This is a genomic window from Glutamicibacter sp. TV12E (genome assembly GCF_052441935.1).
GTDB lineage: Bacteria > Actinomycetota > Actinomycetes > Actinomycetales > Micrococcaceae > Glutamicibacter.
Genome location: NZ_JBQVVF010000001.1, coordinates 2,265,177 through 2,287,407 on the forward strand (window position 1 = coordinate 2,265,177; position 22,231 = coordinate 2,287,407).

General features: G+C 60.4%; 17 protein-coding genes. 11 read left to right on the forward strand and 6 right to left on the reverse strand.

All coding sequences use genetic code 11. The features are described 5' to 3' along the window. Positions 1-48 precede the first annotated feature (48 nt). The gene (locus ACT7DV_RS10595) at positions 49-669 is read left to right on the forward strand and encodes an ECF transporter S component (RefSeq protein WP_444662429.1); all 621 of its coding nucleotides are present in this window, start codon (positions 49-51) and stop codon (positions 667-669) included. Next, entirely contained in the window at positions 666-2,993 is a 2,328-nt protein-coding gene (locus tag ACT7DV_RS10600; protein WP_444662431.1) for an ATP-binding cassette domain-containing protein, read from the forward strand. The genes ACT7DV_RS10595 and ACT7DV_RS10600 overlap by 4 nt, the downstream gene beginning before the upstream one ends. Here the strand turns inward: ACT7DV_RS10600 and ACT7DV_RS10605 are convergent. Then, positions 2,990-3,865, reverse strand: coding sequence for an aminodeoxychorismate lyase (locus ACT7DV_RS10605; RefSeq protein ID WP_444662433.1), 876 nt, complete (start codon positions 3,863-3,865; stop codon positions 2,990-2,992). The two genes, ACT7DV_RS10600 and ACT7DV_RS10605, sit on opposite strands and share 4 nt — an antisense overlap. A 169-nt stretch (positions 3,866-4,034) precedes the next feature. Between ACT7DV_RS10605 and cls the strand changes: the two genes are divergently transcribed. Then, positions 4,035-5,528, forward strand: coding sequence for a cardiolipin synthase (gene cls, locus ACT7DV_RS10610; protein ID WP_444664834.1), 1,494 nt, complete (start codon positions 4,035-4,037; stop codon positions 5,526-5,528). Here the strand turns inward: cls and ACT7DV_RS10615 are convergent. From ACT7DV_RS10615 to ACT7DV_RS10630, 4 genes are all read right to left on the reverse strand, one after another. Further along, the gene (locus ACT7DV_RS10615) at positions 5,515-7,530 is read right to left on the reverse strand and encodes a chorismate-binding protein (RefSeq protein ID WP_444662435.1); all 2,016 of its coding nucleotides are present in this window, start codon (positions 7,528-7,530) and stop codon (positions 5,515-5,517) included. The two genes, cls and ACT7DV_RS10615, sit on opposite strands and share 14 nt — an antisense overlap. Continuing rightward, positions 7,517-8,026: a low molecular weight protein-tyrosine-phosphatase gene (locus tag ACT7DV_RS10620; protein ID WP_444662437.1), complete on the reverse strand. Its 510-nt coding sequence runs from the start codon at positions 8,024-8,026 to the stop codon at positions 7,517-7,519. The genes ACT7DV_RS10615 and ACT7DV_RS10620 overlap by 14 nt, the downstream gene beginning before the upstream one ends. Positions 8,027-8,116: 90 nt before the next feature. Then, the gene (locus ACT7DV_RS10625; RefSeq protein WP_444662439.1) at positions 8,117-8,740 is read right to left on the reverse strand and encodes a LysE family transporter; all 624 of its coding nucleotides are present in this window, start codon (positions 8,738-8,740) and stop codon (positions 8,117-8,119) included. Beyond that, complete coding sequence (locus ACT7DV_RS10630) at positions 8,737-9,249, reverse strand: MarR family winged helix-turn-helix transcriptional regulator (RefSeq protein WP_444662441.1); 513 nt, start codon at positions 9,247-9,249, stop codon at positions 8,737-8,739. Before ACT7DV_RS10630 ends, ACT7DV_RS10625 begins: the two co-directional genes overlap by 4 nt. 217 nt (positions 9,250-9,466) lie before the next feature. On the opposite strand from ACT7DV_RS10630, the gene ACT7DV_RS10635 reads away from it, so the two are divergent. From ACT7DV_RS10635 to pulA, 3 genes are all read left to right on the forward strand, one after another. Continuing rightward, positions 9,467-11,518, forward strand: a complete 2,052-nt coding sequence (locus ACT7DV_RS10635) for an MMPL family transporter (protein ID WP_444662443.1) — start codon at positions 9,467-9,469, stop codon at positions 11,516-11,518. Positions 11,519-11,806: 288 nt separating this feature from the next. Next, positions 11,807-13,354: a DEAD/DEAH box helicase gene (locus tag ACT7DV_RS10640; protein WP_444662445.1), complete on the forward strand. Its 1,548-nt coding sequence runs from the start codon at positions 11,807-11,809 to the stop codon at positions 13,352-13,354. Between the two features lie 377 nt (positions 13,355-13,731). Then, positions 13,732-16,776 carry a pullulanase-type alpha-1,6-glucosidase gene (gene pulA, locus ACT7DV_RS10645; RefSeq protein ID WP_444662447.1) on the forward strand — a complete coding sequence of 1,015 codons (3,045 nt, stop codon included), beginning with the start codon at positions 13,732-13,734 and terminating at the stop codon, positions 16,774-16,776. A gap of 46 nt (positions 16,777-16,822) precedes the next feature. Here the strand turns inward: pulA and ACT7DV_RS10650 are convergent, their stop codons facing one another. Then, positions 16,823-17,170, reverse strand: a complete 348-nt coding sequence (locus tag ACT7DV_RS10650) for a PLD nuclease N-terminal domain-containing protein (RefSeq protein WP_444662448.1) — start codon at positions 17,168-17,170, stop codon at positions 16,823-16,825. Positions 17,171-17,334: 164 nt separating this feature from the next. Between ACT7DV_RS10650 and dnaK the strand changes: the two genes are divergently transcribed. From dnaK to ACT7DV_RS10675, 5 genes are all read left to right on the forward strand, one after another. Continuing rightward, entirely contained in the window at positions 17,335-19,188 is a 1,854-nt protein-coding gene (dnaK, locus tag ACT7DV_RS10655; RefSeq protein WP_444662450.1) for a molecular chaperone DnaK, read from the forward strand. Positions 19,189-19,201: 13 nt separating this feature from the next. After that, entirely contained in the window at positions 19,202-19,783 is a 582-nt protein-coding gene (locus ACT7DV_RS10660) for a nucleotide exchange factor GrpE (protein ID WP_060702386.1), read from the forward strand. An 85-nt stretch (positions 19,784-19,868) separates the two neighbouring features. Further along, positions 19,869-20,840: a DnaJ C-terminal domain-containing protein gene (locus tag ACT7DV_RS10665; RefSeq protein WP_444662453.1), complete on the forward strand. Its 972-nt coding sequence runs from the start codon at positions 19,869-19,871 to the stop codon at positions 20,838-20,840. Between the two features lie 118 nt (positions 20,841-20,958). After that, positions 20,959-21,387: a heat shock protein transcriptional repressor HspR gene (locus ACT7DV_RS10670; RefSeq protein WP_075972499.1), complete on the forward strand. Its 429-nt coding sequence runs from the start codon at positions 20,959-20,961 to the stop codon at positions 21,385-21,387. Then, entirely contained in the window at positions 21,338-22,225 is an 888-nt protein-coding gene (locus ACT7DV_RS10675) for a helix-turn-helix domain-containing protein (protein ID WP_444662455.1), read from the forward strand. Before ACT7DV_RS10670 ends, ACT7DV_RS10675 begins: the two co-directional genes overlap by 50 nt. Positions 22,226-22,231 lie beyond the last annotated feature (6 nt).

Here is a 22,231-nt window from a genome sequence, read left to right on the forward strand (position 1 = left end):
GTGCCCTGAATCCGTACATCTCCCCTCCTTGATATAGGAGGACCACCAATGAAGCAATCAGCAGCAAATCAGCGTTCTGGCTGGCGCGTCGTAGACATCGTCACTGCATCGGTCATCGCAGTCGCCTCGGGCGTCATCTTCTGGGCCTGGGGCGCAGGCTATGGGCTGTTCTCGCTGGCCTTTGCGGCCTTCCCTCCCGCGGCAGCACTGCTCACCGGCGTTTGGCTCTTCCCCGCGGTGCTTGGCGCGCTGATTATCCGCAAGCCCGGCGCGGCCCTGTATTGCGAGCTGCTGGCAGCGGTGGTCGAAGCGCTGCTCGGTTCGCATTATGGCCTGACCGTGCTGCTGTCCGGCCTGGTCCAAGGCCTGGGTGCCGAAGTGGTCTTTGCCGCGTTCCGCTACCGCAAGTGGAATTTGGGCGTGGCATTGCTTGCCGGGCTCTTCTCTGGACTTTTCGCCGGTATTTCCGAGGCCTACATCATGGCCTACTACGTTGAATACACCCCGGCGCTGAAGCTGTTCCACGTGATCGCTACCGGTGTCTCCGGGCTGATTGTTGCAGGCCTGCTGTCCTGGCTGGCAACCCGTGGCCTGGCCAAGACCGGCGCGTTGAGCGCTTTGGCCAGCCGCCGGGCACACCTTGAATCCGGAAAACTGGCCGCGAAATGAGTTCGATGGCCAACACCGGTGCCACGGCACAAACTCGGCGAGGCATCGAGATCATTGCTCGAGGTTTTTGCTGGCAGCACCCGGAACGCTCGCAACCTGCCATCTCGGCATTTGACGTGCAGATCAACTCCGGCGAAAAGGTGCTGCTAATCGGCCCGTCCGGGGCAGGCAAGTCAACCTTGCTCCATGCCCTGGCCGGACTGCTGGAAGTCGATGGGGCCGAGCAGATCGCCGGTCAACTGCTCATCGACGGGTCAGACGCCTTCGCCCGGGAACACCCGGTGGGGCTGATGCAGCAGGACCCGGAGACCCAGGTGGTGCAAAGCCGGGTCGCCGACGACGTGGCCTTTGGCGCCGAAAACCTGGCGGTGGATCCGGCCATCATCCGCCAGAGAATTCCCGAGGCCCTGGACGCGGTGGGGCTGGGCATGCTGCCCATGGACCACCGCACCCAGGAACTGTCCGGCGGGCAAAAGCAGCGCCTGGCCCTGGCCGGAATCCTGGCCATGCAGCCTGGGCTGATGCTGCTTGATGAACCCACCGCCAACGTCGACCCGGAAGGCATCGGGCCATTGCGCGATGCGGTGCTCAACGCCGCCCGGCTCAGCGGCGCCACGCTGATCGTGGTCGAGCACCGGCTGGATGCGTGGGCAGAACATATGGATCGAGTCATCGTCCTCGAACCAGGCGGCGGCATCGCCCACGACCTGGACCCGCAGCGGCTCATTGACGATGAAGACCTGCGTGCAGAGCTTTCGGAGGCCGGAGTGTGGGTGCCAGGCTATTCGCCACAGGTCCGACCGGCGAGCCCCCGGCCCGGGGCGCTGCTTCTGGAAGCCGCCGAGCTGGTCAGCGCCCGCAGCGGGCAAGCGCCCCGGACCCAAACGGTGAATCTGGCGGTGAGCGCTGGAACGGCGACGGTTATCCGCGGCGAGAATGGCGCCGGGAAATCCACCTTGGCACTGACCTTGGGCGGTTTGCTGGAACCGGCACAGGGAGCCTTGCAGGCTTCCGACGCGCTGGCCAACGGCCTGGGGAAATCACCATTCAGCTGGCGGGCAGGAGCCCTGATCGGCCGGATAGGGTCGGTGTTCCAGGAACCCGAACACCAATTTGTCACCCAGAGCGTGCGCGAAGAATTGGCTTTTGCGCCGCTGCGGGCCAAGGCAAGCGGCGGCCACGAGCTGAAGTACGAAGCGCAGCAGGTTGATGCCCTGGTCGAGTCGCTGCTGCAGCGTTTGGGCTTGCAGCATCTGGCCGAAGCTAATCCCTTTACTCTTTCGGGAGGGGAGAAACGCCGGTTGTCGGTGGGCACCGTGTTGGCCGCGGCCCCCGATGTGCTGATCCTGGACGAACCAACCTTCGGACAGGACGCCAGGACATGGCGGGAGCTTGCCGGATTGCTCGTGGAGCAATTGGAGCAGGACACCGCGATTATCGCAGTGACTCACGACGAGCATTTGGCCAGCGTTCTGGGGGCCCGGGAGGTTCACCTGACCGCTGTCGCGAATCAGGAGCCCGTGGTCGCCAGGGGCCCGGTCCTCGACGCTCCGGTGGGCCACAGCTGGCTGGCGAAGATCAATCCCTTGGCCAAGCTGGGTGCGGTGGCAGCAGCCACCTTGCCCCTGATTACCACCTTGGACTGGGTTTCGGCGCTGGTGGTCGTTGCTGCGACCATCCTGGCCTTCCCCTTGGCGGGCTTGAGCCCGGCAAGATTCTTCAAGCGGGCTTGGCCCCTGCTGATCGCCGGGGTGGTGGCCGCTTGGGGCATTGCCCTGGTGGGGCAGGACAGCGGGGCCGTGTATGCGCAGCTGGGGATCTTCAGCATTACCGAGGGCTCGGTCCACGGCGGTATCGCCACCGGCTTGAGGGCCTTCGCCTTGGCGCTTCCATGCATTTTGCTGCTGGCAACCACTAATCCCAGCGATTTGGGCGGGGCGTTGTCGCAGCAGTTGCGTGTTCCGCACCGTTTTGTGCTCGGAGCGCTGGCCGGCATGCGCCTGCTGGGGCTGATGGTGGAAGAATTCGCCACTCTCGGGCTGGCTCGGCGGGCGCGCGGGGTGGGCAGCTTCGGCACCGTTGCCCAGCGCATCGGCGCGAAGCTGGGCCAGTGCCTGGCCCTGCTGGTCCAGGCCCTTCGCCGGGCCGGACGGCTGGCGGTCACCATGGAAGCCAAGGGCTTCGGCATCGGGCAGCGCACCTGGATTCGCACGGCCACCTTCACCAGCAAGGATGCCGCGGTGCTGTTGGCGGGCATCGTGCTGGGCACCCTGGCTGTAGGTGCGGCCGTGCTGGCCGGCACCTACAACTTGGTCTGGGGCTAGCGGATCGCCTCGCTGAGGGCGCTGAGCTCTTCATGGAGCTCGGCGTCCAAGCGCAATGGCTTGGCGTCGATGGTGCGCACCGGGGTGAGCAGGCGGATGGAAGAAACCAGCCAGACGCCGTCTGCCTGGTAGAGGTCCTCGGGACGCAATGGGCCGTAGCCCAGGTCCCAGCCATCCTGGGCTGCCGCATCAAAAATGGCGCTCTGCGTGGTTCCCGGCAGGATGCCTGTTTCCAGCATCGGGGTCAGCAGGCGCTTGGTCTCGCCATCGCGCTGGGCCACCAACACGGTAGAGGTTGGCGCTTCGAGCACGATGCCGTCGGCCGAGGTGAAAATGACGTCGTGGGCTCCGTGCTTGCGGGCATAGCGCAGGGCCGCCATGTTCACGGAGTAGGACAGGGTTTTGGCACCCATCATCAGCCACGGCGCGCGTTCGGCGAGTTTCGAGTCGTAACCGCGGTCCAGCAGCAACACGTCGACACCGGTCTCGCGCTGTTCCTTGCCCAATGCCGGGGCCGGAGTGACGGTGACCCAGCAGATGGCTGGATCCTCATCGTGCTCGCCGCGGGCTGCAACGAGCTTGACCACTGCTTCTTCGGCCCCGCCGGTGGCATCAAAGTCGGCGACTGCTGTATCCACCGCCGCGTACCAGCTGCGCGCATCGGGGATGACCAGATCGGCCACCTCGGCCGAGGTGGCCAGGCGGGCCAAGTGGGCCTCGATTTTTCGGACAGCCTGGTTGGTGTAGAGCATCGATTCGAAGACACCGTCACCGCGGGTGACTCCCTGCGCGGTGACCAGAAGCTGGGGTGCAGAAATATCGGCCAAGTAGCCTGCCGGATAGGCCGGATCCAAGAATACTAGTGAGCTCATACCTACAGATTATCGAACCCATGCCACTTCCGTGGCCTTTCTTCTGAATGGTGTTCAGACAAGGCGAAGAATCTTAGATAAGCTGGGCGGAGGCATTTGAGCTGCCTGACGCAGATCAGAGCCGAAAATAGCGTCGATCATCGTGCATTGCCAAGGGGGTGCTTGAGTGTTGCCAAGCAATGAAGTGCTGGTGCAAATCGGTGGCGTGCTGTGGAGCATCCTGGTCGCTATCGAACTCGCGGTTCGCTACTTCATGATCGGCATCGTCCCCGGCAATCGACGCCCGACGACGGCCATGGCCTGGTTGCTTGCGATCTTCTTCCTCCCCGTGGTCGGGCTGCTGGCCTACTGGCTGTTTGCCAATCCGCGCCTTTCTCGCCGACGCTTGGAAAAGCAGCAACGCGCCCATGCGCAGATCATGGATGCCACCAGGCATATGCAGATGCCGGAGGAATTCCATTCACAAGAAGAATGGGTTGAATCCGCGGTGATGCTCAACCGCAACCTCGGCGCGATGCCGTTGGAAGGCGGCAACAGTGTCGAGGTGATTTCCGACTACCGTTCCTCCATGGAGTCGATGCGCGAAGAAATCGACAAGGCGACCCGCTATGTCCACATCCAGTTCTACATCATGGGCGATGACGAAGAATATGTTGGACCGGTGCTCGACGCGCTGGAGCGGGCAGTCCAGCGCGGGGTGCACGTGCGCCTGCTCTTCGACCACCTGGGCACCTTGCGGGTCAAGGGCTATGGCGAACTGAAAAAACGGCTCAAGAAGTCGGGCATCAATTGGCGTCCTATGCTGCCCATCGACCTGATTGGCCGGCGCTGGCGCCGCCCGGACTTGCGCAACCACCGCAAGATCCTGGTGATCGACGGGGAAGTCGGCTTCACCGGAAGCCAGAACCTGATTGAGCCCGGCTACAAGCGCAAGTCCTCGCACAAGGTCGGGCGTGAATGGGTTGAAATGATGCTTCGCGTTGAAGGCCCATTGGTGCGCAGCCTGGACGTGACCTTTGCCATCGACTGGTGGCAAGAGGATGACGACCAAGAAGTGCTGATGGACATGAACGAGGCACGGCATCCGCTGGCTTATGAAGAGCGACCGGGCTCTACTCTGGCCCAGCTGCTTCCCAGCGGTCCGGGCTTTGGCACGGAAAATAACCTGCGCCTGTTCAATACGCTGATCTACTCGGCTTCGGAACGCCTGGAAATTACCAGCCCCTACTTTGTCCCCGACGATTCGCTGCTTTATGCGATCACCACGGCCGCGCAGCGCGGGGTGGAAGTGGAACTGTTCGTCTGTGAAGAAGGAGACCAGTTCCTGGTCCATCACGCGCAGCAGTCCTACTACCAGCAGCTGCTGGAAGCAGGCGTGCGCATCCACTGCTATCCCGCTCCGATGGTCTTGCATACCAAGTGCTTCACCGTGGACGATGACGTCGCCGTGGTGGGCTCCTCGAATATGGACATGCGCTCATTCAGCTTGAACATGGAAATTTCGGTCATGCTCCTGGGCAAGGACATGGTCGATGCCGTGAATGCGGTGCAGAACCATTACCGGGAGATTTCCTCGGAAATTACCCTGTCGCAGTGGCGCCGCCGCCCGCGCATGCAGCGCTGGATTGACAATGTGGCCCGCTTGACCGCTACCTTGCAGTAGCGGCCGGGAAGCTGGCTCCCAGCGCCTGGAGCACACCCCGGGACTTGGTGATGACTTCGTCCCATTCGTCCTCTGGCACCGAATCCGCGGTGATGGCACCGCCCAGTCCCAGCGACAGGCGCCATGACTGATCGGGGAGCCTGTCGCAGACCAGGGTGCGGATGACTACCGAGAAATCCGCGGCTCCATCGGCCCCGAGGTAGCCCACGGCGCCGGAATACAAGCCGCGTGCCCGATGCTCTTCGAGTTCGTCCAATATGTTCATGGTCGATAGCTTGGGGGCGCCGGTCATCGATCCGGGCGGGAAGGCTTCGCGCAAAGCATCGGCTGCAAGTTCCGGGGACTGCAAGGCCGCATCAATGGTGGACACCATTTGGTGCACCGTGGCATAGCTTTCCACCGAGCACAGCCGGGTCACGCGCACCGACCCCGGTACCGCATGGTGGGAGAGATCGTTGCGCAACAGGTCGACGATCATGATGTTCTCGGCACGATCCTTGGGATGCGTGGCCAAATCATGCTTGAGAGCCAGATCGGTTTCTTCGTCGATGCCCCGCGGGCGGGTTCCCTTGATCGGCTCGGCGCGCAGCCGGCCGTTCTTGGACAGGGCAAGGAATCGCTCGGGGGAGATGCTGGCGACTTCAAGATCGGGGAGCCGAAGATAGTGCGCAAACGGCGCCGGGCTGGACTGGCGCATCCGGCAGTAGGCCTCGAAAGGGTTGAAGTCCTCTGCATGAGCTGTCAGCTCGGTGGTCAGGCAAACCTCGTAGGTGTTGCCCTCATAGATTTCATGTTGGGCACGGCGTATCTTCTCCTGGTATCCGGAGGCCGTGTCGGCGCAGCTGAATTGCGGAACGGGGAGAGCTGCAGCGGCGCGATGCGATGGCGGATTGCCCAGCAGGATGGTGATGGCGGCATCCGGTTTGCCGGTGCTGTGCAGGTGCATCCGCGAAAGCTGGTGGTCGATGACCACGATGGTATCGGGGGCGAAGAATTGCGCGTCGGGACGGCAGGATCCCTCAGCGATGTGCGCGTGGAGATTTGCGGCACCCACTTCGCGCTTTAGTTCGTAGCCCAGATAGCCGACCCACAACGGCAAGGGGTACTCGGTGTCCAGCGGAGCGGTTGGCGGCCACAGCCCCGAGAGCGAATCAAAAAAGCCGTGGCCCAATTGCACGCGTGCACCGGGAAGGCGGACCGTGGCTCCGCTGGCATCGGCGGTGAGCAGTGGCGGCTGCTGGGAGGTGGAGAAGGCGAGCAGGGAATACCGGTTGCGTCCCAGCGGATCCTCCAGATGCTGGCTGGTGGATTCCAGCAGGGCTGCATGCGGCAACCGCTCGGTGAGCGCATCAAAGAGCGCGGCCGCGTCGGCTGGTGCTTGATAGCTTTGGCGCAGCGTGGGCACGCTGTTGATCTGGGACCCCATCAGGCCCAGTGGCTTGATCCCTGCCGGCAAAAACCGCGAAGCCTCGACCAGGGCGGAGAGCGGATCGGCGACCGTTGCAGTGTTGATGACCAAGTCAGCATGGTGCTCCGGCGAATTTGCGGTCAGATAGCCGTTTTCCTGATCAGCCCAGGTGCTCCAGAATGGCGTGTAGGTCTGGCCGTCGCGGGCCAGTGCGCGCTCGCGCCGAAAGTCCTCTGGCGCATCAAGCCAGATGCCCACATCGATGAAGCTCGCCGCCTGGTCATTGAGCGCGCCGACACCTTCGATGATCACGATCCTGCCAGGGGAGAAGATTTGCTGTTCCCCCAGGCAGCCAGCGGCCCAATCCCAGGTGAGGTAGGCGACTTGTTCCCCGCGGGCCAGCGCAGGAAGCAACTGGTTGTACAGGTCGCAGGCATGGCCCAATCCGTGCCAGCCGTGATAGAGGTCTTCCAGGCGCAGCACAGCCACCGGCGAAGTGGCTGAAAGGCGTTGCGCTAGGTCTGATGCGAAGGTGCTTTTGCCTGAACCGGAGCGTCCATCAATGGCAATAAAAGTTGGTCTAGCGGTTTCCACGAGAAGCGATATTACTCCGCACGTAATCTACAAGGGCTGGCAGGGAAGCAGAAATAAGTTTCCAGGTTTCACGGAAGTCGCCGGCATCGCCATACCAGGGGTCGTAAACGCCTTGGCGGTCATGCGGCGAGCTGGCGGCCTGCGGATCAAAGGAGCGGAACATGCGCAGCTGAGGCCGTTGCGACGGGTCGAGCTCCGCCAACTCGGGTACCAGTTCTTCGAAGTGGTCGGTGTCCATGGCCAGGACGAGGTCCATATCGGCCAATTCATCGGCGTCGATTTGGGCAGCGACATGTTCTGAGGCGTCCAGTCCATGGCTGTGCAGGATGCTGGCAGCGCGCTCGTCGATGGGGTTGCCGACTTCGCCGTCGGTGATGGCCCGCGAGAGTACTTGAACTTCGCTGACGTCGGCATTAACCAAGGCGTCTTTGAGCATGTACTCGGCCATAGGCGAACGGCAGATATTCCCCGTGCACACGATCATTATCCGGAACATGGCATCAGTCTATGGGCACAAGCCCTCTGGTGCGATAGCTACGCGCCCGAAAGTCGGGCATAAATCGGTAACGTTTCCGGGTTGATGCGGCTAGTGCAGGAACAACAGCAGAAGAGCAACGAGGATGAACAGGACCCCGAAGAGGATATTCAGCATCTTCGCGCCGCGGTAGGTGGCGGTAAAGCGCTGGAAGGTGCGTGCGGTGCCGGCAAAGAAGAAGTACATCACCAAGATGTCCACGGCGATAACCGTTCCGATATACAACGCGTATTGAGCCAGCAGCGGCTGATCCGCGTTGATGAACTGCGGGGTGAAAGCCAAGAAGAACACGATGGCCTTGGGATTGAGCAAGTTGACCAGGATCCCGCGGTTGAGCATCGCGCGTCGGGTCAGCTGCCGCCCCGAGGTGGTTCCATCGGAGGCCACTTCCGGTTTGGACAACAGCATTCGGATTCCCAGATACACCAGGTAGGCCGCTCCGGCATATCGGATGACGGCAAAGAGCGCTGGGCTATTGGCTACCAGGATTCCAACGCCGGCGGCGACAATCACGACATGGATGAGCAAGGCGATTTGCTGTCCAAGGATGCCCCAGATGGAGGCACGCCAGCCTTGGCGCATCGAATTGTTCATGGTGTTGATGGCGCCAGCACCGGGAGTGAAGCTGATGATGATGCAGGCGCTAAGGAGGGAAAACCACAGTGAAAGAGTCACCGGTTAATGCTAGTGCCCGCTGGCAGGTTCGAGAGATTCGCGGGACTTTTCGTTACGGCTTCTTCGCGGGCCTCGTCGACCCCGGCGATGGCATCGTTCATGAAGCGGGTGACGATCTGGAGTTCTTGGTCGTTGTAGGTGCCGATGACTTCCATCATTTTCATGCCCAGCGGCATAAACATCTGGCGCCCCTTGAGCCGGGCCTTTTCGGTTGGAGAGATCCGGATGACTCGTCGATCCTGGTCGGAGCGCAGTCGTTCAATCATGCCCAGGCGTGCAAGGCGGTCCAGCATCGCAGTGGTGGCGGGGGAACTCAACTGCAGTTCATGGCTCAGGTCCTTGGGGGACGGCAGTGCTCCGCGTTGCTGGTACTTCATGATGATGGACAAGGCGTTCATGTCCGTTCGGTGGGTGCCGAATTGCGCTCCCGTGGATTCAACATAGCGGTCGGTTGCCTGGCTGAATTCCTGTAGGAGCACCACCAGCTGCTGGTAGTCGCTTGCAGTCATAGCCGCAATCCTAAACCGTTTTGGCCGGTGTGCAGAAAAAATAGTTCGATGGTGGAACTATCTAGGGTAATGTTGGATACATATCGAGGATCGATGCGCAGAGTCCCACAATGAATGAGGAAACGCGAAAGTGCCACAACAAACCCAGCTAGCAAACGGCTCGACCACTACCAGGAAAAGAAAAAGCATAGGTATAAGAGTTGGAATCTACGCTGTCTTGATTCTGCTGTGGCTCGGCGTCGCTGGACTAGGCGGACCCACTTTCGGGAAACTTTCCGAAGTCCAGACCAATGACCAGACCTCCTTCCTTCCCGCCAGCGCAGAAGCCACCCGTGCCCTTGAGTGGCAGAACAAATTCCAAACCTCTGAAGCAATCCCCGCCGTCGTGGTCCTAACCGGCGCGGGGCAACTGGAGGCTTCTGCCACCGATGCGCTCGCCGAAAAACTTGCTGGCTTCAGGTACCTCGATGGGGACGTGGCGGGCCCATTTATTTCTAAGGACGGGCAAGCCGCTGAACTGCTCGTACCAATCTCCGGCGAGACCGAAGCCAAAGAAGGCGTGGAGGAACTGCGTTCCTTGATCGCCGCAGAAAAGCCCGAAGGCACCACCGCCTACGTGACTGGACCGGCAGGGTTCAGCGCGGACCTGGCTGAAGCCTTCGGCGGAATCGACGGGGTGCTGCTGGGCGTGGCACTGGCAGCGGTGCTGGTTATCCTGCTGCTGGTCTATCGCTCGCTGCTGCTGCCCATCACGGTGCTGATGACCTCGATGGTTGCCCTCTGCGCCGCGATTTTGAGTGTCTATTTCATGGCCTCGGAGGGCTGGATCCGGTTGGATGGACAGGCCCAAGGCATCCTTTCCATTTTGGTGATTGGCGCGGCCACGGATTACTCGTTGCTCTTTGTCGCGCGGCACAAGGAAGCGCTGGTAGCAGGTGAAGACAAGTGGCAAGCAGTATCCACGGCGTTCAAGAGCTCGCTGGAGCCGATTATCGCTTCGGGCGGCACCGTTACCGTGGGCCTGCTTTGCCTGCTCTTCTCGGATTTGAACTCCAACAAGGCTCTAGGGCCCATCGGCGCTTCGGGCATCATCTTCTCGATTATTGCTGCACTGAGCTTCTTGCCAGCAGCATTGGGGCTTTTAGGCCAGGCCGCCTACTGGCCATTTGCTCCCAAGCCTCAAAGCGCTCCCCAAGACCAGGGGATCCCGGCGGGCTTGTGGGGCAGGATAGCTGGCTTTGTCGCCCGGCATCCACGGCCAATCTGGATGATCACAGTTGTCGTCTTGGCCGCGGGAGTTCTGGGCGTCACCGGGCTCAAGGCCCACGGAGTGCCTCAAAGCGAACTGGTGGTTGGCGGTTCTGAAGCCCGCGATGGCCAGGTAGCGCTGGGCGAGCATTTCCCGGGAGGAACCGGCTCCCCGGCAACGGTGATAGTTGATCAAGCAGATGCCCAGGCAACCCTGGACAAGGCTCTTGATGTGACGGGTGTTGACTCAGCGTACCTGCAGGCCGAAAATGGCGGCCCTGCGGTAGCTGAGCGCGGAATTGAGCCGTATGAGGTCCAGGGGCGTAACCTCATTTCTGTGACCTTGGCCGATGCAGCCGACTCTGATGAGGCCAAGCAAACCATCGTTCAGCTGCGCGATGCGGTGCACCAGGTCAATTCGCAAGCGCTGGTTGGCGGCACCACCGCCACGCAGCTCGATACCAATGCAACGGCGCAGGCGGACCTCTACAAAATCATCCCCACAACCCTGGGCGCGATCTTCGTGATTCTGATGCTGCTCTTGCGCTCGGTGCTCGCTCCATTGCTCTTGATGATCACCACGGTGCTCTCCTATGGAACGGCCATGGGCGTCAGCGCATTGGTCTTCAATAATGTCTTCAACTATGTTGGCGCGGATCCTTCGGTGCCGTTGTTCGGCTTTGTATTCCTGGTAGCGCTGGGCGTGGATTACAACATTTTCCTCATGACAAGAGTGCGCGAGGAGTCCTTGAAAATCGGCACCTATGAAGGCATGCGCCGCGGGCTGCAGGTCACCGGCGGTGTGATTACTTCTGCAGGTGTTGTCCTTGCAGCAACCTTCGCCGCACTAGGGGTTGTACCCATCATGTTCCTGGGACAGCTGGGGTTCATTGTTGCCTTTGGCGTGCTTCTGGACACTTTTATTGTCCGCAGCCTGCTAGTGCCAGCACTGGTGGAGGAGATTGGACCTAAGGTCTGGTGGCCCTCCAAATTGGCACGCAAAATTGGCGCCAGCAAGTAATGCGAACGTGGTGAAAGTCTCCGGCATATCAAGGGCAAAGCGGGGGTAGTCACAGGGCAATCGGGTTCAAGCACTGTAGAGTAGATACTTGTGCACCACCGGATTTGACCGGATGCATGCGTCGACAGTTTAGATTTCCCCTCCAGTTGATTCCCCGGAATGATTCCGTGCGGATTCACCGGTGGTTGCAGGCCAGAACGATGGCCCTGCGCGGTGCGGACTTCCTCCTGGCTCGGCGAGACCCAGCGCCACAGCTCGTGGCGTGCGAATCAGAGAGAAAGTTTGAATATGTCCGTAACTTTTAGCGCCCTAGGCGTGCCTGGAAACCTTGCCAAAGTCCTTTCCGAGAGCGGAATCGAAACCCCCTTCCCGATTCAGGAAGCCACTTTGCCATCCACTTTGGCTGGCGGAGATGTTCTTGGCCGCGGACAGACCGGTTCCGGCAAGACCTTGGCTTTTTCGTTGCCACTGGTCGCTCGCTTGGCGCAGCGTCCCCAGCGCCGCAAGGCCCGCTTCCCCCGCGCATTGATCATGGCACCAACCCGTGAATTGGCAACCCAGATCGCCAAGACTGTCGATCCCCTGGCGAAGGCTAGCGGCCTGCGCACCACCGTCATCTACGGCGGCGTGGCCCAGAGCCGCCAGGAAAAGGCCATGAATGACGGTGTTGACATTGTCATTGCCTGCCCTGGCCGACTTGATGATCTGATCAAGCAGAAGATCGTTGACCTGTCCCAGCTGGAGATCTCGGTGCTGGACGAGGCAGACCACATGGCTGATATGGGCTTCCTGCCGGTAGTTCGCCGCATCATGGACCGCATGCCAACTGGCATCCAGCACATGCTGTTCTCCGCCACTTTGGATAACGGAGTGGACAAGGTGGTCAAGCGCTACCTGAGCAACCCGACCATTCACTCGGTGGATGCGCCGGAAGCCGCTGTGAACACCATGGAGCACCACGTGTTCGTGGTTCCCAGCGATGACAAGAAGGAACTCATTCGGGTTCTGGCCCAGGGCACTGCCCGCCGCATCATGTTCATGCGCACCAAGCATCACGCCAAGAAGATGGCCGTCACCCTGTCCAAGGCTGGCGTTCCAGCAGTTGACCTGCACGGCAATCTCTCGCAAAATGCACGTGACCGCAACCTGGCTGCTTTCGCATCCGGCGAAGCAAAGGTTCTTGTCGCCACCGACGTTGCCGCCCGTGGCGTGCACGTTGATGGCGTGGAGCTGGTCGTTCACATCGATCCACCTGCAGAGCACAAGGCATACACCCACCGCTCGGGCCGTACCGCACGTGCTGGTTCGGATGGAACCGTGGTGACCATCTGCACCCCTGATCAGCAGGGCGACGTTGCTTCCTTGCTGAAGCAGGCCGGGCTGAAGGTGCCTTTCGAAAAGGTCAACCTGGAATCGCCAGTAGTGGCAAAGGTTGTTGGCGAAGTTGCCGAGCACGTTCCTTACGTTGCTCCAGTGCAGCAGAAGCGCAACCCGGCGAAGAGCAAGCCTGCTGGTGAATCTTCCAACGCTCGTGGTGGCCGTGGTGGCGGACGCAACGCACGCGGCGGCAAGCCTGCTGGTGAAAGCCAGGGCCGCGGTGGCGAGCGCCGCCGTCCGGAGCGCGACGGCGCCATGGGCCAGGGCGAGCGTCCGGCCCGCGAATCACGCAATTCAAACGGGGAGCGTCTAAACCGCTCGACTCGTGGAGCGAATGCCGAGCGCCCATCGAATTCCTCGCGTCCTGCACGCTCCGGTGGACGTAACGCGGGTTCTGCTGCTGGCGCTCGCTCACGCGGACCGCGTCGTGCTTCAAGCCCAGCCACTAGCGGTCGCTAAAACCAAATATTGATCAGTAGCCCCGGACAGCCTGCGTGCTGTCCGGGGCTACTGTCATGTAAAGAATGAAACTACGCATCGGGGACTTAGCTTCAGATTCTTAATAGTTCAAATGCAAACGCTTTCTATGCGGAATGATGGAAAAATACTGTAAAAATCGAAAGGTCGTACGGCTTTAAGTGTAAATATTGGAAACGCTTGCAATCTTAGGTTTGATCTAAGTAGTGTGGTTTGGATCACTGGCATGCTGCTTCTCGCGGCTTGTCATTCGCCCTTCGAATCCAATGGAGCATTTCGTGAACAGCAAAAGTGCTGCCTCCGCTGCGTGCAAAGAATATCCACCACACCAAGGGCCGCAGCACCAATGGCGCCGCAGATTGACCGCTCTGACGGCCACGCCCCTGCTGGTCCTAGTGTCCACGGTTCCACTAGTCGTGTCCCCTGCCTCTGCCGAGCAGGCCACCGTGACTTTGGCAGGTAGTTTCCAGGACGAGTTGGGTTGCGCTGCCGACTGGGATCCAAGCTGCGTGGCCACCTTGATGGACGATACTGATGGGGACGGAATCTATGAGTTCACGACAGACCAAATTCCAGATGGGACCTACGATTTTAAGGCAACGCACAACTTCGGCTGGGACGAAAACTATGGTGCGGACGGGGCCGCCGGAGGTGCGAACTATACTCTCTCGGTAAAGTCGGGGGACCAGGTGAGCTTCAAATACGTTTTTGAAACCCATATTGTCCAGATCGGCGGAGCCAGTGAATCGCTGGCCGGCGTAGGACAGGCCAAGGCTCAATGGATCTCGACCGATACGATTGCCCTCCCCCGGGATCTGGGTAGTGGGCAGAGGTTTGCCCTCTATGCTTCCAAGGACGCCAGTCTGAGCTTGGACGGGGAAGTGATCTCGGGAGCCAAACCCATAGAACTAGCTACGGTTATAGGTGGGCTCACTGACGCTCAGCGGAAGAAATTCCCGCATCTGGCCAACTACCGTGCCGTACGCGTAGACATGGCACGCGAAGAAATTGCCACCGCCTTGCGCTCCCAATTGGCGCTGGCGCGTTTTGAGACGCAGGGCGAGGACTCTAAGCTGACAGCCTTCACCGGCGTGCAGACTGCTGGAGCGATTGATGAGCTCTACGCTCAGGGGCTTGAGAATGTCGAACTAGGCGTCAGCTTCACAGGAAAGAAGCCCACATTCCGGCTCTGGGCTCCGAGTGCGCATCGGGCGACTCTTCTCATTACCGATAAAAACGAGAAAACTTCGCGGCATGATGCCATCTTCGACAAAAACAGCGGAGCATGGACCGTCAAGGGCAAGCCTCATTTCACTGAAGCCAAATACCTCTGGGAAGTTCAGGTCTTTGTTCCAGAGACCGGCAAGATTGAAACGAATATTGTCACCGACCCGTATTCGGTCGCGTTGACCACCAACTCCACCCAGTCGGTGGCCGTGAACCTGGAAGATCCCAAGCATCAGCCCAAGAGGTGGCGCAAGGCCAAAGCAGCCGGCGTGGAAAAAGACGTGGATCGAAGCATTTATGAGCTGCAGATCCGCGACTTCTCGGTCTCCGACTTTTCGGTGCCGGAAGAACAGCGAGGTCGCTACGGAGCCTTCGGAACCAACGGTGCTGGTAGCAAGCAGCTCAAGCAGCTCGCCGAAGCCGGGCTGACTACAGTTCACCTGTTGCCAAGTTTCGATATTGCGAGCATCGAAGAAGATGAAAAGCAGCGCATCGAAACCGGCTGCGATTTGGTATCGCTGCCCGCTGCCTCATCCAAGCAGCAAGAATGCGTGAGCGCGCATGCTGCCGACGATGGATTCAACTGGGGCTATGACCCATTCCATTTCATGGCCCCTGAGGGGTCTTATGCGAGCAATCCCGATGGCGCCGAGCGCGTAGAGGAATTCCGCGGCATGGTTGGGTCTCTGCATGAGATGGGGCTGGAAGTCGTCTTGGATCAGGTCTTCAACCACACGGCGGCTTCGGGGCAGGCGGATCAAAGCGTGCTGGATCAGATCGTTCCTGGCTACTATCACCGACTCGATGCCACCGGCAAGGTCGAGACCTCCACCTGCTGCCAGAACGTGGCCACCGAACATGCCGCGGCACAGAAGCTGATGGTCGATTCACTCGTGGTTTGGGCCAAAGACTACAAAGTTGATGGTTTCCGATTCGACCTCATGGGACACCACTCACGCGAAACCATGGAAGCGGCACGCGAGGCCCTCGACGAATTGAAGCCCGGACGCGACGGGGTCGACGGCAAGTCCATTTACCTCTACGGCGAAGGATGGAACTTCGGAGAAGTCGCAGACAATGCCCGTTTCCTCCAAGCGACCCAGGGGCAATTGAACGGCACCGGAATCGGCACCTTCAATGATCGTCTGCGCGATGCGGTCCACGGCGGCAGCCCGGTTGATTCTGCGTCAACTTTCCAGCAGGGATTCGGCACCGGTTTGGGCACCGATTCCAACGGTAGCGAAGTCAACGGAACCACCGAGGAAGCGCTGAAAGAGCTTGGCCATGTAACTGATCTGGTGCGTCTGGGCTTGACCGGGAACCTTGCCGATTACGAATTCCTGACGTCAGCCGGAACGGTGCAACGTGGCGATGAAATTGACTATCGCGGTGCCCCGGCCGGTTACGCTTCGCAGCCCGGCGAAGTGATCAACTATGTTGATGCGCATGATAACGAGACGCTCTACGACCTGACCGTGCTCAAACTCCCTCGCGATACTTCCATGGCAGATCGGGTACGGATGAATACGTTGTCGCAGGCCACGGTAATGTACTCGCAGGCTGTACCTTTCTGGCATGCCGGTACTGAACTGCTACGGTCAAAGTCTTTGGATCGCAATAGCTACAACTCGGGGGACTGGTTCAACCGCATCGACTTCTCGGGTCGGGAAAACACTTTCGGATCCGGACTGCCGCCGAAGGCTGACAACGGCGAAAAATGGGACCTGATGGCTCCATTGCTGGAAGATCCAGAGCTTAGGCCTGATGCGCAGGCGATGTCTCGGGCTGAAGACGCAGCACTTGATCTGCTGCGCACCCGTCGAGAAGTCGGACTGCTGCGATTGGGCTCTGCTGAACTGATCGAGCAGAAGGTGAGTTTCCCGCTCAGTGGTCCAAAAGCGGAACCAGGAATCATCGTGATGCGTATCGATGACACGGTGGGTGCGGATGCCGATAGCGAACATGACGGAGCCCTGGTGGTCTTCAACGCTTCACCGCAGGATCACACGCAAGTGGTCGGGGAATTAGCAGGTCATGAATACGACTTGGCTGAAGCGCTCGAACAGGGAAGCGATGAGCGAGTGAAGTCCGCATCGTTTGACAGCTCGTCGGGCAAGCTGATGATTCCTGCAAGGACCGCTGCGGTGCTGGTGGAAGCTGAAGGGGGCGCCCGGTAGCTCTGGGCACTGCGAAAATCGCGGGTCGGTAAACCTGATGACAGGTTTACCGGCCCGCTGGTTTTATGCCTTGGGCTCTGCGCTTGTCATGGGTGCGCCCAAAGGTGAAGTAGCTGAGCGGACCGATAAAGCTGATGAAGTTCGCTGCAGCCCACACTGGCTTATTTCCGCGGATCTGGGAGCTCTCGCGCCGACTCAGATCGATCTGCGCGGCGATCAGCAAGGTGATTTGCGCCGTGGCAGCTGTGACCAGCGAAACTTTGCTGGCAAGGGACAGCTCGGAGAACTTTTTCTTCTTTGCTGCTGCCACGATGTGCTTCTTGATCTGGGAGTTTTCGACAACTGCCACCGCTGGCGGTGGGGCGCCGAAAAATTTCTGGTTTATGGGAATCATTTTTGCACTTCGCCCGTTGAATAAGACAGAACGCAAAGTTGAGTGACGTTGGCTCAAGTTGATTTGACAGTCGAAAACGGCTGAGTAAACTTGAGTCCAGAACGCTCAATGAGGGCAAAGGCCCTCAGCGTTAGCACTTTCAACCAAGGCAAAGGAGAGCCATTATGTCGCGTGCCGTAGGTATCGACCTAGGAACCACCAACTCCGTAGTTTCCGTGCTCGAAGGTGGTGAGCCAACCGTTATCGCAAACGCGGAAGGCAACCGTACTACCCCGTCGATCGTTGCTTTCTCGAAGAGCGGCGAAGTTCTGGTTGGCGACATCGCCAAGCGCCAGGCCGTGAACAACATCGACCGCACCATCGCTTCGGTCAAGCGCCACATGGGCACCGACTGGACCATCGACGTTGACGACAAGAAGTACACTGCGCAGGAAATCTCCGCACGTACGTTGATGAAGCTGAAGAACGACGCCGAGGCCTACCTGGGCGAAAAGGTCACCGACGCAGTGATCACCGTTCCTGCCTACTTCAACGACGCTGAGCGCCAGGCCACCAAGGAAGCCGGCGAGATCGCTGGCATGAACGTGCTGCGCATCGTCAACGAGCCAACCGCTGCCGCACTGGCCTACGGCCTGGAAAAGGGCAACGAAGACGAGCTCATCCTGGTCTTCGACCTCGGTGGCGGTACCTTCGACGTCTCCCTGCTCGAAGTTGGCAAGGACGACGACGGCTTCTCAACCATCCAGGTTCGCTCCACCGCTGGCGACAACCGCCTGGGCGGCGACGACTGGGATCAGCGCATCGTGGATTGGCTGCTGGCCCAGGCCAAGGCCAAGGGCGCAGACCTGTCCAAGGACAAGATCGCCCTGCAGCGCCTGAAGGAAGCTGCTGAGCAGGCCAAGAAGGAACTGTCTTCGGCCACCAGCACCAACATCTCCCTGCAGTACCTGTCGGTCACCCCAGAAGGCCCAGTGCACCTGGACGAGCACCTCTCGCGTGCCAAGTTCCAGGACCTGACCAAGGACCTGCTGGAGCGCACCCGCAAGCCATTCAACGACGTTATCGCTGAAGCAGGCGTCAAGGTTTCGGACATCGCCCACGTGATCCTCGTTGGCGGTTCCACCCGCATGCCAGCCGTTGCTGACCTGGTCAAGGACCTGGCCGGCAAGGAAGCGAACAAGGGCGTGAACCCTGATGAGGTTGTCGCCGTTGGCGCAGCCCTGCAGGCAGGCGTGCTGAAGGGCGAGCGCAAGGACGTTCTGCTCATCGACGTCACCCCGCTGTCCCTGGGCATCGAGACCAAGGGTGGTGTGATGACCAAGCTGATCGAGCGCAACACCGCGATCCCGACCAAGCGTTCGGAAACCTTCACCACCGCCGAGGACAACCAGCCTTCGGTTTCCATCCAGGTCTTCCAGGGTGAGCGCGAGTTCACCCGCGACAACAAGGCGCTGGGCACCTTCGAGCTGACCGGTATTGCACCGGCTCCTCGCGGCATCCCGCAGGTTGAGGTCACCTTCGACATCGACGCCAACGGCATCGTGCACGTATCCGCCAAGGACAAGGGCACCGGCACCGAGCAGTCGATGACCATCACCGGTGGTTCCTCGCTGTCCAAGGAAGACATCGAGCGCATGGTCCAGGAAGCCGAAGCACACGCCGAAGAGGACAAGGCACGCCGCGAGGCCGCTGAGACCCGCAACGCCGCTGAGCAGGCCGCCTACTCGGTGGACAAGCTGATCAAGGACAACGAAGACAAGCTGCCAGAAGAGGTCAAGACCGAGGTCCAGGCCGACGTTGACTCCCTGAAGGCTGCCCTTGAGAAGCAGGACAACGACGACGAGGTAAAGGCCGCGTTCGAGAAGCTGCAGGCATCGCAGACCAAGCTGGGCGAGGCAATCTACGCCAACGCACAGGCCGAGGGTGCTGCCGCTCCTGAGGGCGAGCAGGCTCCAAAGGCTGATGAAGACATCGTCGACGCCGAGGTCATCGACGAAGACGAAGCCGACAAGAAGTAGGGAGCCAGGGAACATGTCCGAGGCAAAAGACCAGAACGAGAACTTCGACGCCGAGTCGGAGAACCAGCCAGAGGCTGCCAGCGAGCAGCCAACCGCTGACGCCCTGGGCCAGGCCGAGGCGATCCTGAACGAAGCTGCCGCTGGTGTCGACGAGTCCTCAGAACAGCAGGAAGAAGCTGGCGCCGGCGAAGCCGAGCTGCGCAACGACCTGCTGCGTCTGCAGGCCGAATACGTCAACTACCGAAAGCGCGTTGAGCGTGACCGGGCTGTGGCGCGGGAAAACGCCGTCCAGTCGGTTCTGACCACCTTGCTCCCAGTGCTCGATGATATCGATGCAGCTCGGGCACACGGGGATCTGACCGACGGGCCGTTCGCTTCGATCGCCAACAAGCTGGATACCATCCTGGTCCAGCATGGCCTGGAGCGAATCAACGAGGCCGGCGTGGAATTCGATCCGAACATCCACGAAGCACTGCTTCGCCAGGCTGTTCCGGAAGTTCCTGCCGACCACGTGGGGCAGGTGCTGCGCAGCGGCTACCGCAAGGGTGCCACCATCCTGCGCGCAGCCCAGGTGCTGGTAGCTACCGGCGAATAGCCACGAATAACACATTTGAAACTGCCCACTGCCGAGAAATCGTCAGTGGGCAGTTTCGAATTGGCATTGAAAGGACGGTGCCCTGATGGCAAGTCAGGACTGGATCGAAAAAGACTTCTACGCCATTTTGGGCGTCGCCAAGGACGCCAGCGAGGCGGACATCAAAAAGGCATACCGCAAGCTTGCACGCAAGTTCCACCCGGATACCAACCAGGGCGATGCGGCAGCGGAACAAAAATTCAAGGACATTTCCGAAGCCCACTCGGTGCTCGCGGATAAGGAACAGCGCGAGCAATACGACGCGATCCGGGCCATGGGCGGGGGAGCGCGCTTCTCAGCCGGAGGACCTGGCGGGGCTCCGGGAGGCCAAGCCGGCTTCGAGGACATCTTCTCCAATCTCTTTGGCGGCGGCGGCTCGTCGCGAAGCCGCGGCGGACAGCCGGACTTCTCCGACCTGTTCGGCGGTGGCGGAGGATTTGGCGGCGGCGGTTTCGGCCAAAGCGCACCGCCACGCAAGGGTGCGGACCGCACCGCGAATACCACGATCTCCTTCTCCGGATCCATCAAGGGAACCACCATCGGGCTGCGCGAGCAGAATGGCGAAGTCATCGATGTGCGCATCCCTGCGGGCATCAAGGACGGCCAGTCCGTGCGCGTGCGCGGCAAGGGCCAGCCAGGGGCGGCCGGCAACGGCGACCTGCTGGTCAAGGTCAAGGTCACCGAGCATCCCTTCTTCAAGCGCGAAGAGAACAACATCCGCATCCATGTGCCGGTCACCTTTGACGAAGCAGTGCTGGGCGCCAAGATCCACGTCCCGACACTGGATGGCGAAACGGTCGCGATGAAGGTCCCGGCCGGCTCGAATTCCGGTCGCACCCTGCGCCTGAAAGGACGTGGCGTGAAGACCTCGAAGGCCACCGGAGATCTGTTGATCATCCTGGATGTGGTGATTCCGCAGAATCTGTCGGATGCCGCGAAAAAGGCGGTGGAGGACTTTGCTGCTGCCACCGAAGGCGAAGATCCACGCACCGACTTGGCTGCCAAGGCCAAGCTCTAGGAGAGACTGCGTCTTGCCTTCCCGGTCGTGCCCTCGAAGTGGCCCGGCCGGGGAGGCTAGACTCTATAACCAGAGGCTGCTGAGCCATTTAACCATGTAGAAAGGTGGTCGAAGCAACGTGAACGGGGAGTACCTGCGACCTGTCTTCGTCATTTCCGTCGCCGCTCAACTGGCAGATATGCACCCGCAGACGCTACGCCAATATGACCGGATCGGCTTAGTTTCGCCCAGCCGCCAGTCGGGCAAGCAACGACGCTATTCGCAGCGCGATGTTTCACTGCTCCGCCAAGTCCAGGCGTTGAGCAAGGACGGCGTGTCCCTTGAGGGCATCAAGCGAATCCTTGACCTGCAAGATCAGGTCGCGTACCTGCAAACCGAAGTGAACGACCTGCGCAATGAACTCAGCGCGGTACGCCAAGGCCAAACCCGCATCTTTGCAGCAGGCACCTCCGGGGGAGACGTGGTGTCCTTGGCCCGCGGCATGCGTCCGGAACGCCGTGAACCGACCGTCACGCTGTTTACCGCCCGCAGGGCCATTGGCCGCTAGATTGGCAGCCAATCTGCCAAGCCCGGACGACTCCGAATTCTGGCATGACCCTCAGTTCCCGGAATTGGAGTCCCGGCGTTCGTGCCAAGAAATTTCCTGCTACCGGCCGCATGCCCATCAACGTTTTTCAATGGGGATCATCGACGAAGGCGAAACCGAATTCACCGGGCATGACGGGCAGCAGGCAACTCTGGTCCCTGGCGACGTGATCGTCATTCCGCGCGATCACCTCCATGCCTGTAATCCGAAAAATGGCTACTGGCGATACCAGATGATTCATGCAGACCAATCATGGATTTCCCGGCTTGCACCAATCTCAGCGCAGGATCTGTTCTGGGGCATACGGATATTCAGGGCGCCGGAGCTCTACGAGTTGATGAACGCCCTTAACCAGCAGCTCTTTGCCGGGATGGGAAAGCAGTACGTTGAGCAGTCGCTAGGGTCCATGCTTTCCGTCGTGCAGTCTCTGGCACCAGTCTTCGAGGCGCTCCCGCCGGGGATAGGGCCCCGCGATGAGCGGTTGCTTCCGGTCCTGCACCGATTGGGCAACGATGCTGTGGCCCCGCAGCTGGACGAGCTGGCACTGCTCGCCGGCTTGAGCAAATATCAGCTGATACGGCTCATGCACAGCAGTACCGGCTTCACCCCGATCGCGTGGAGGCATAACCAGCTGGTGAACCGTTCACGCGAACTCTTGCGCTCGGGCGCCTCGATAGCGCAAACCGCGGCAGAGCTGGGCTTCTCAGACCAGAGCCACTTCCACCGCGTTTTTCGCTCGCACGTCGCAGCGGCCCCCGGAAAGTACCGAGCGCCGCTGCAATATCGTTCAAGACCGTAACATCAG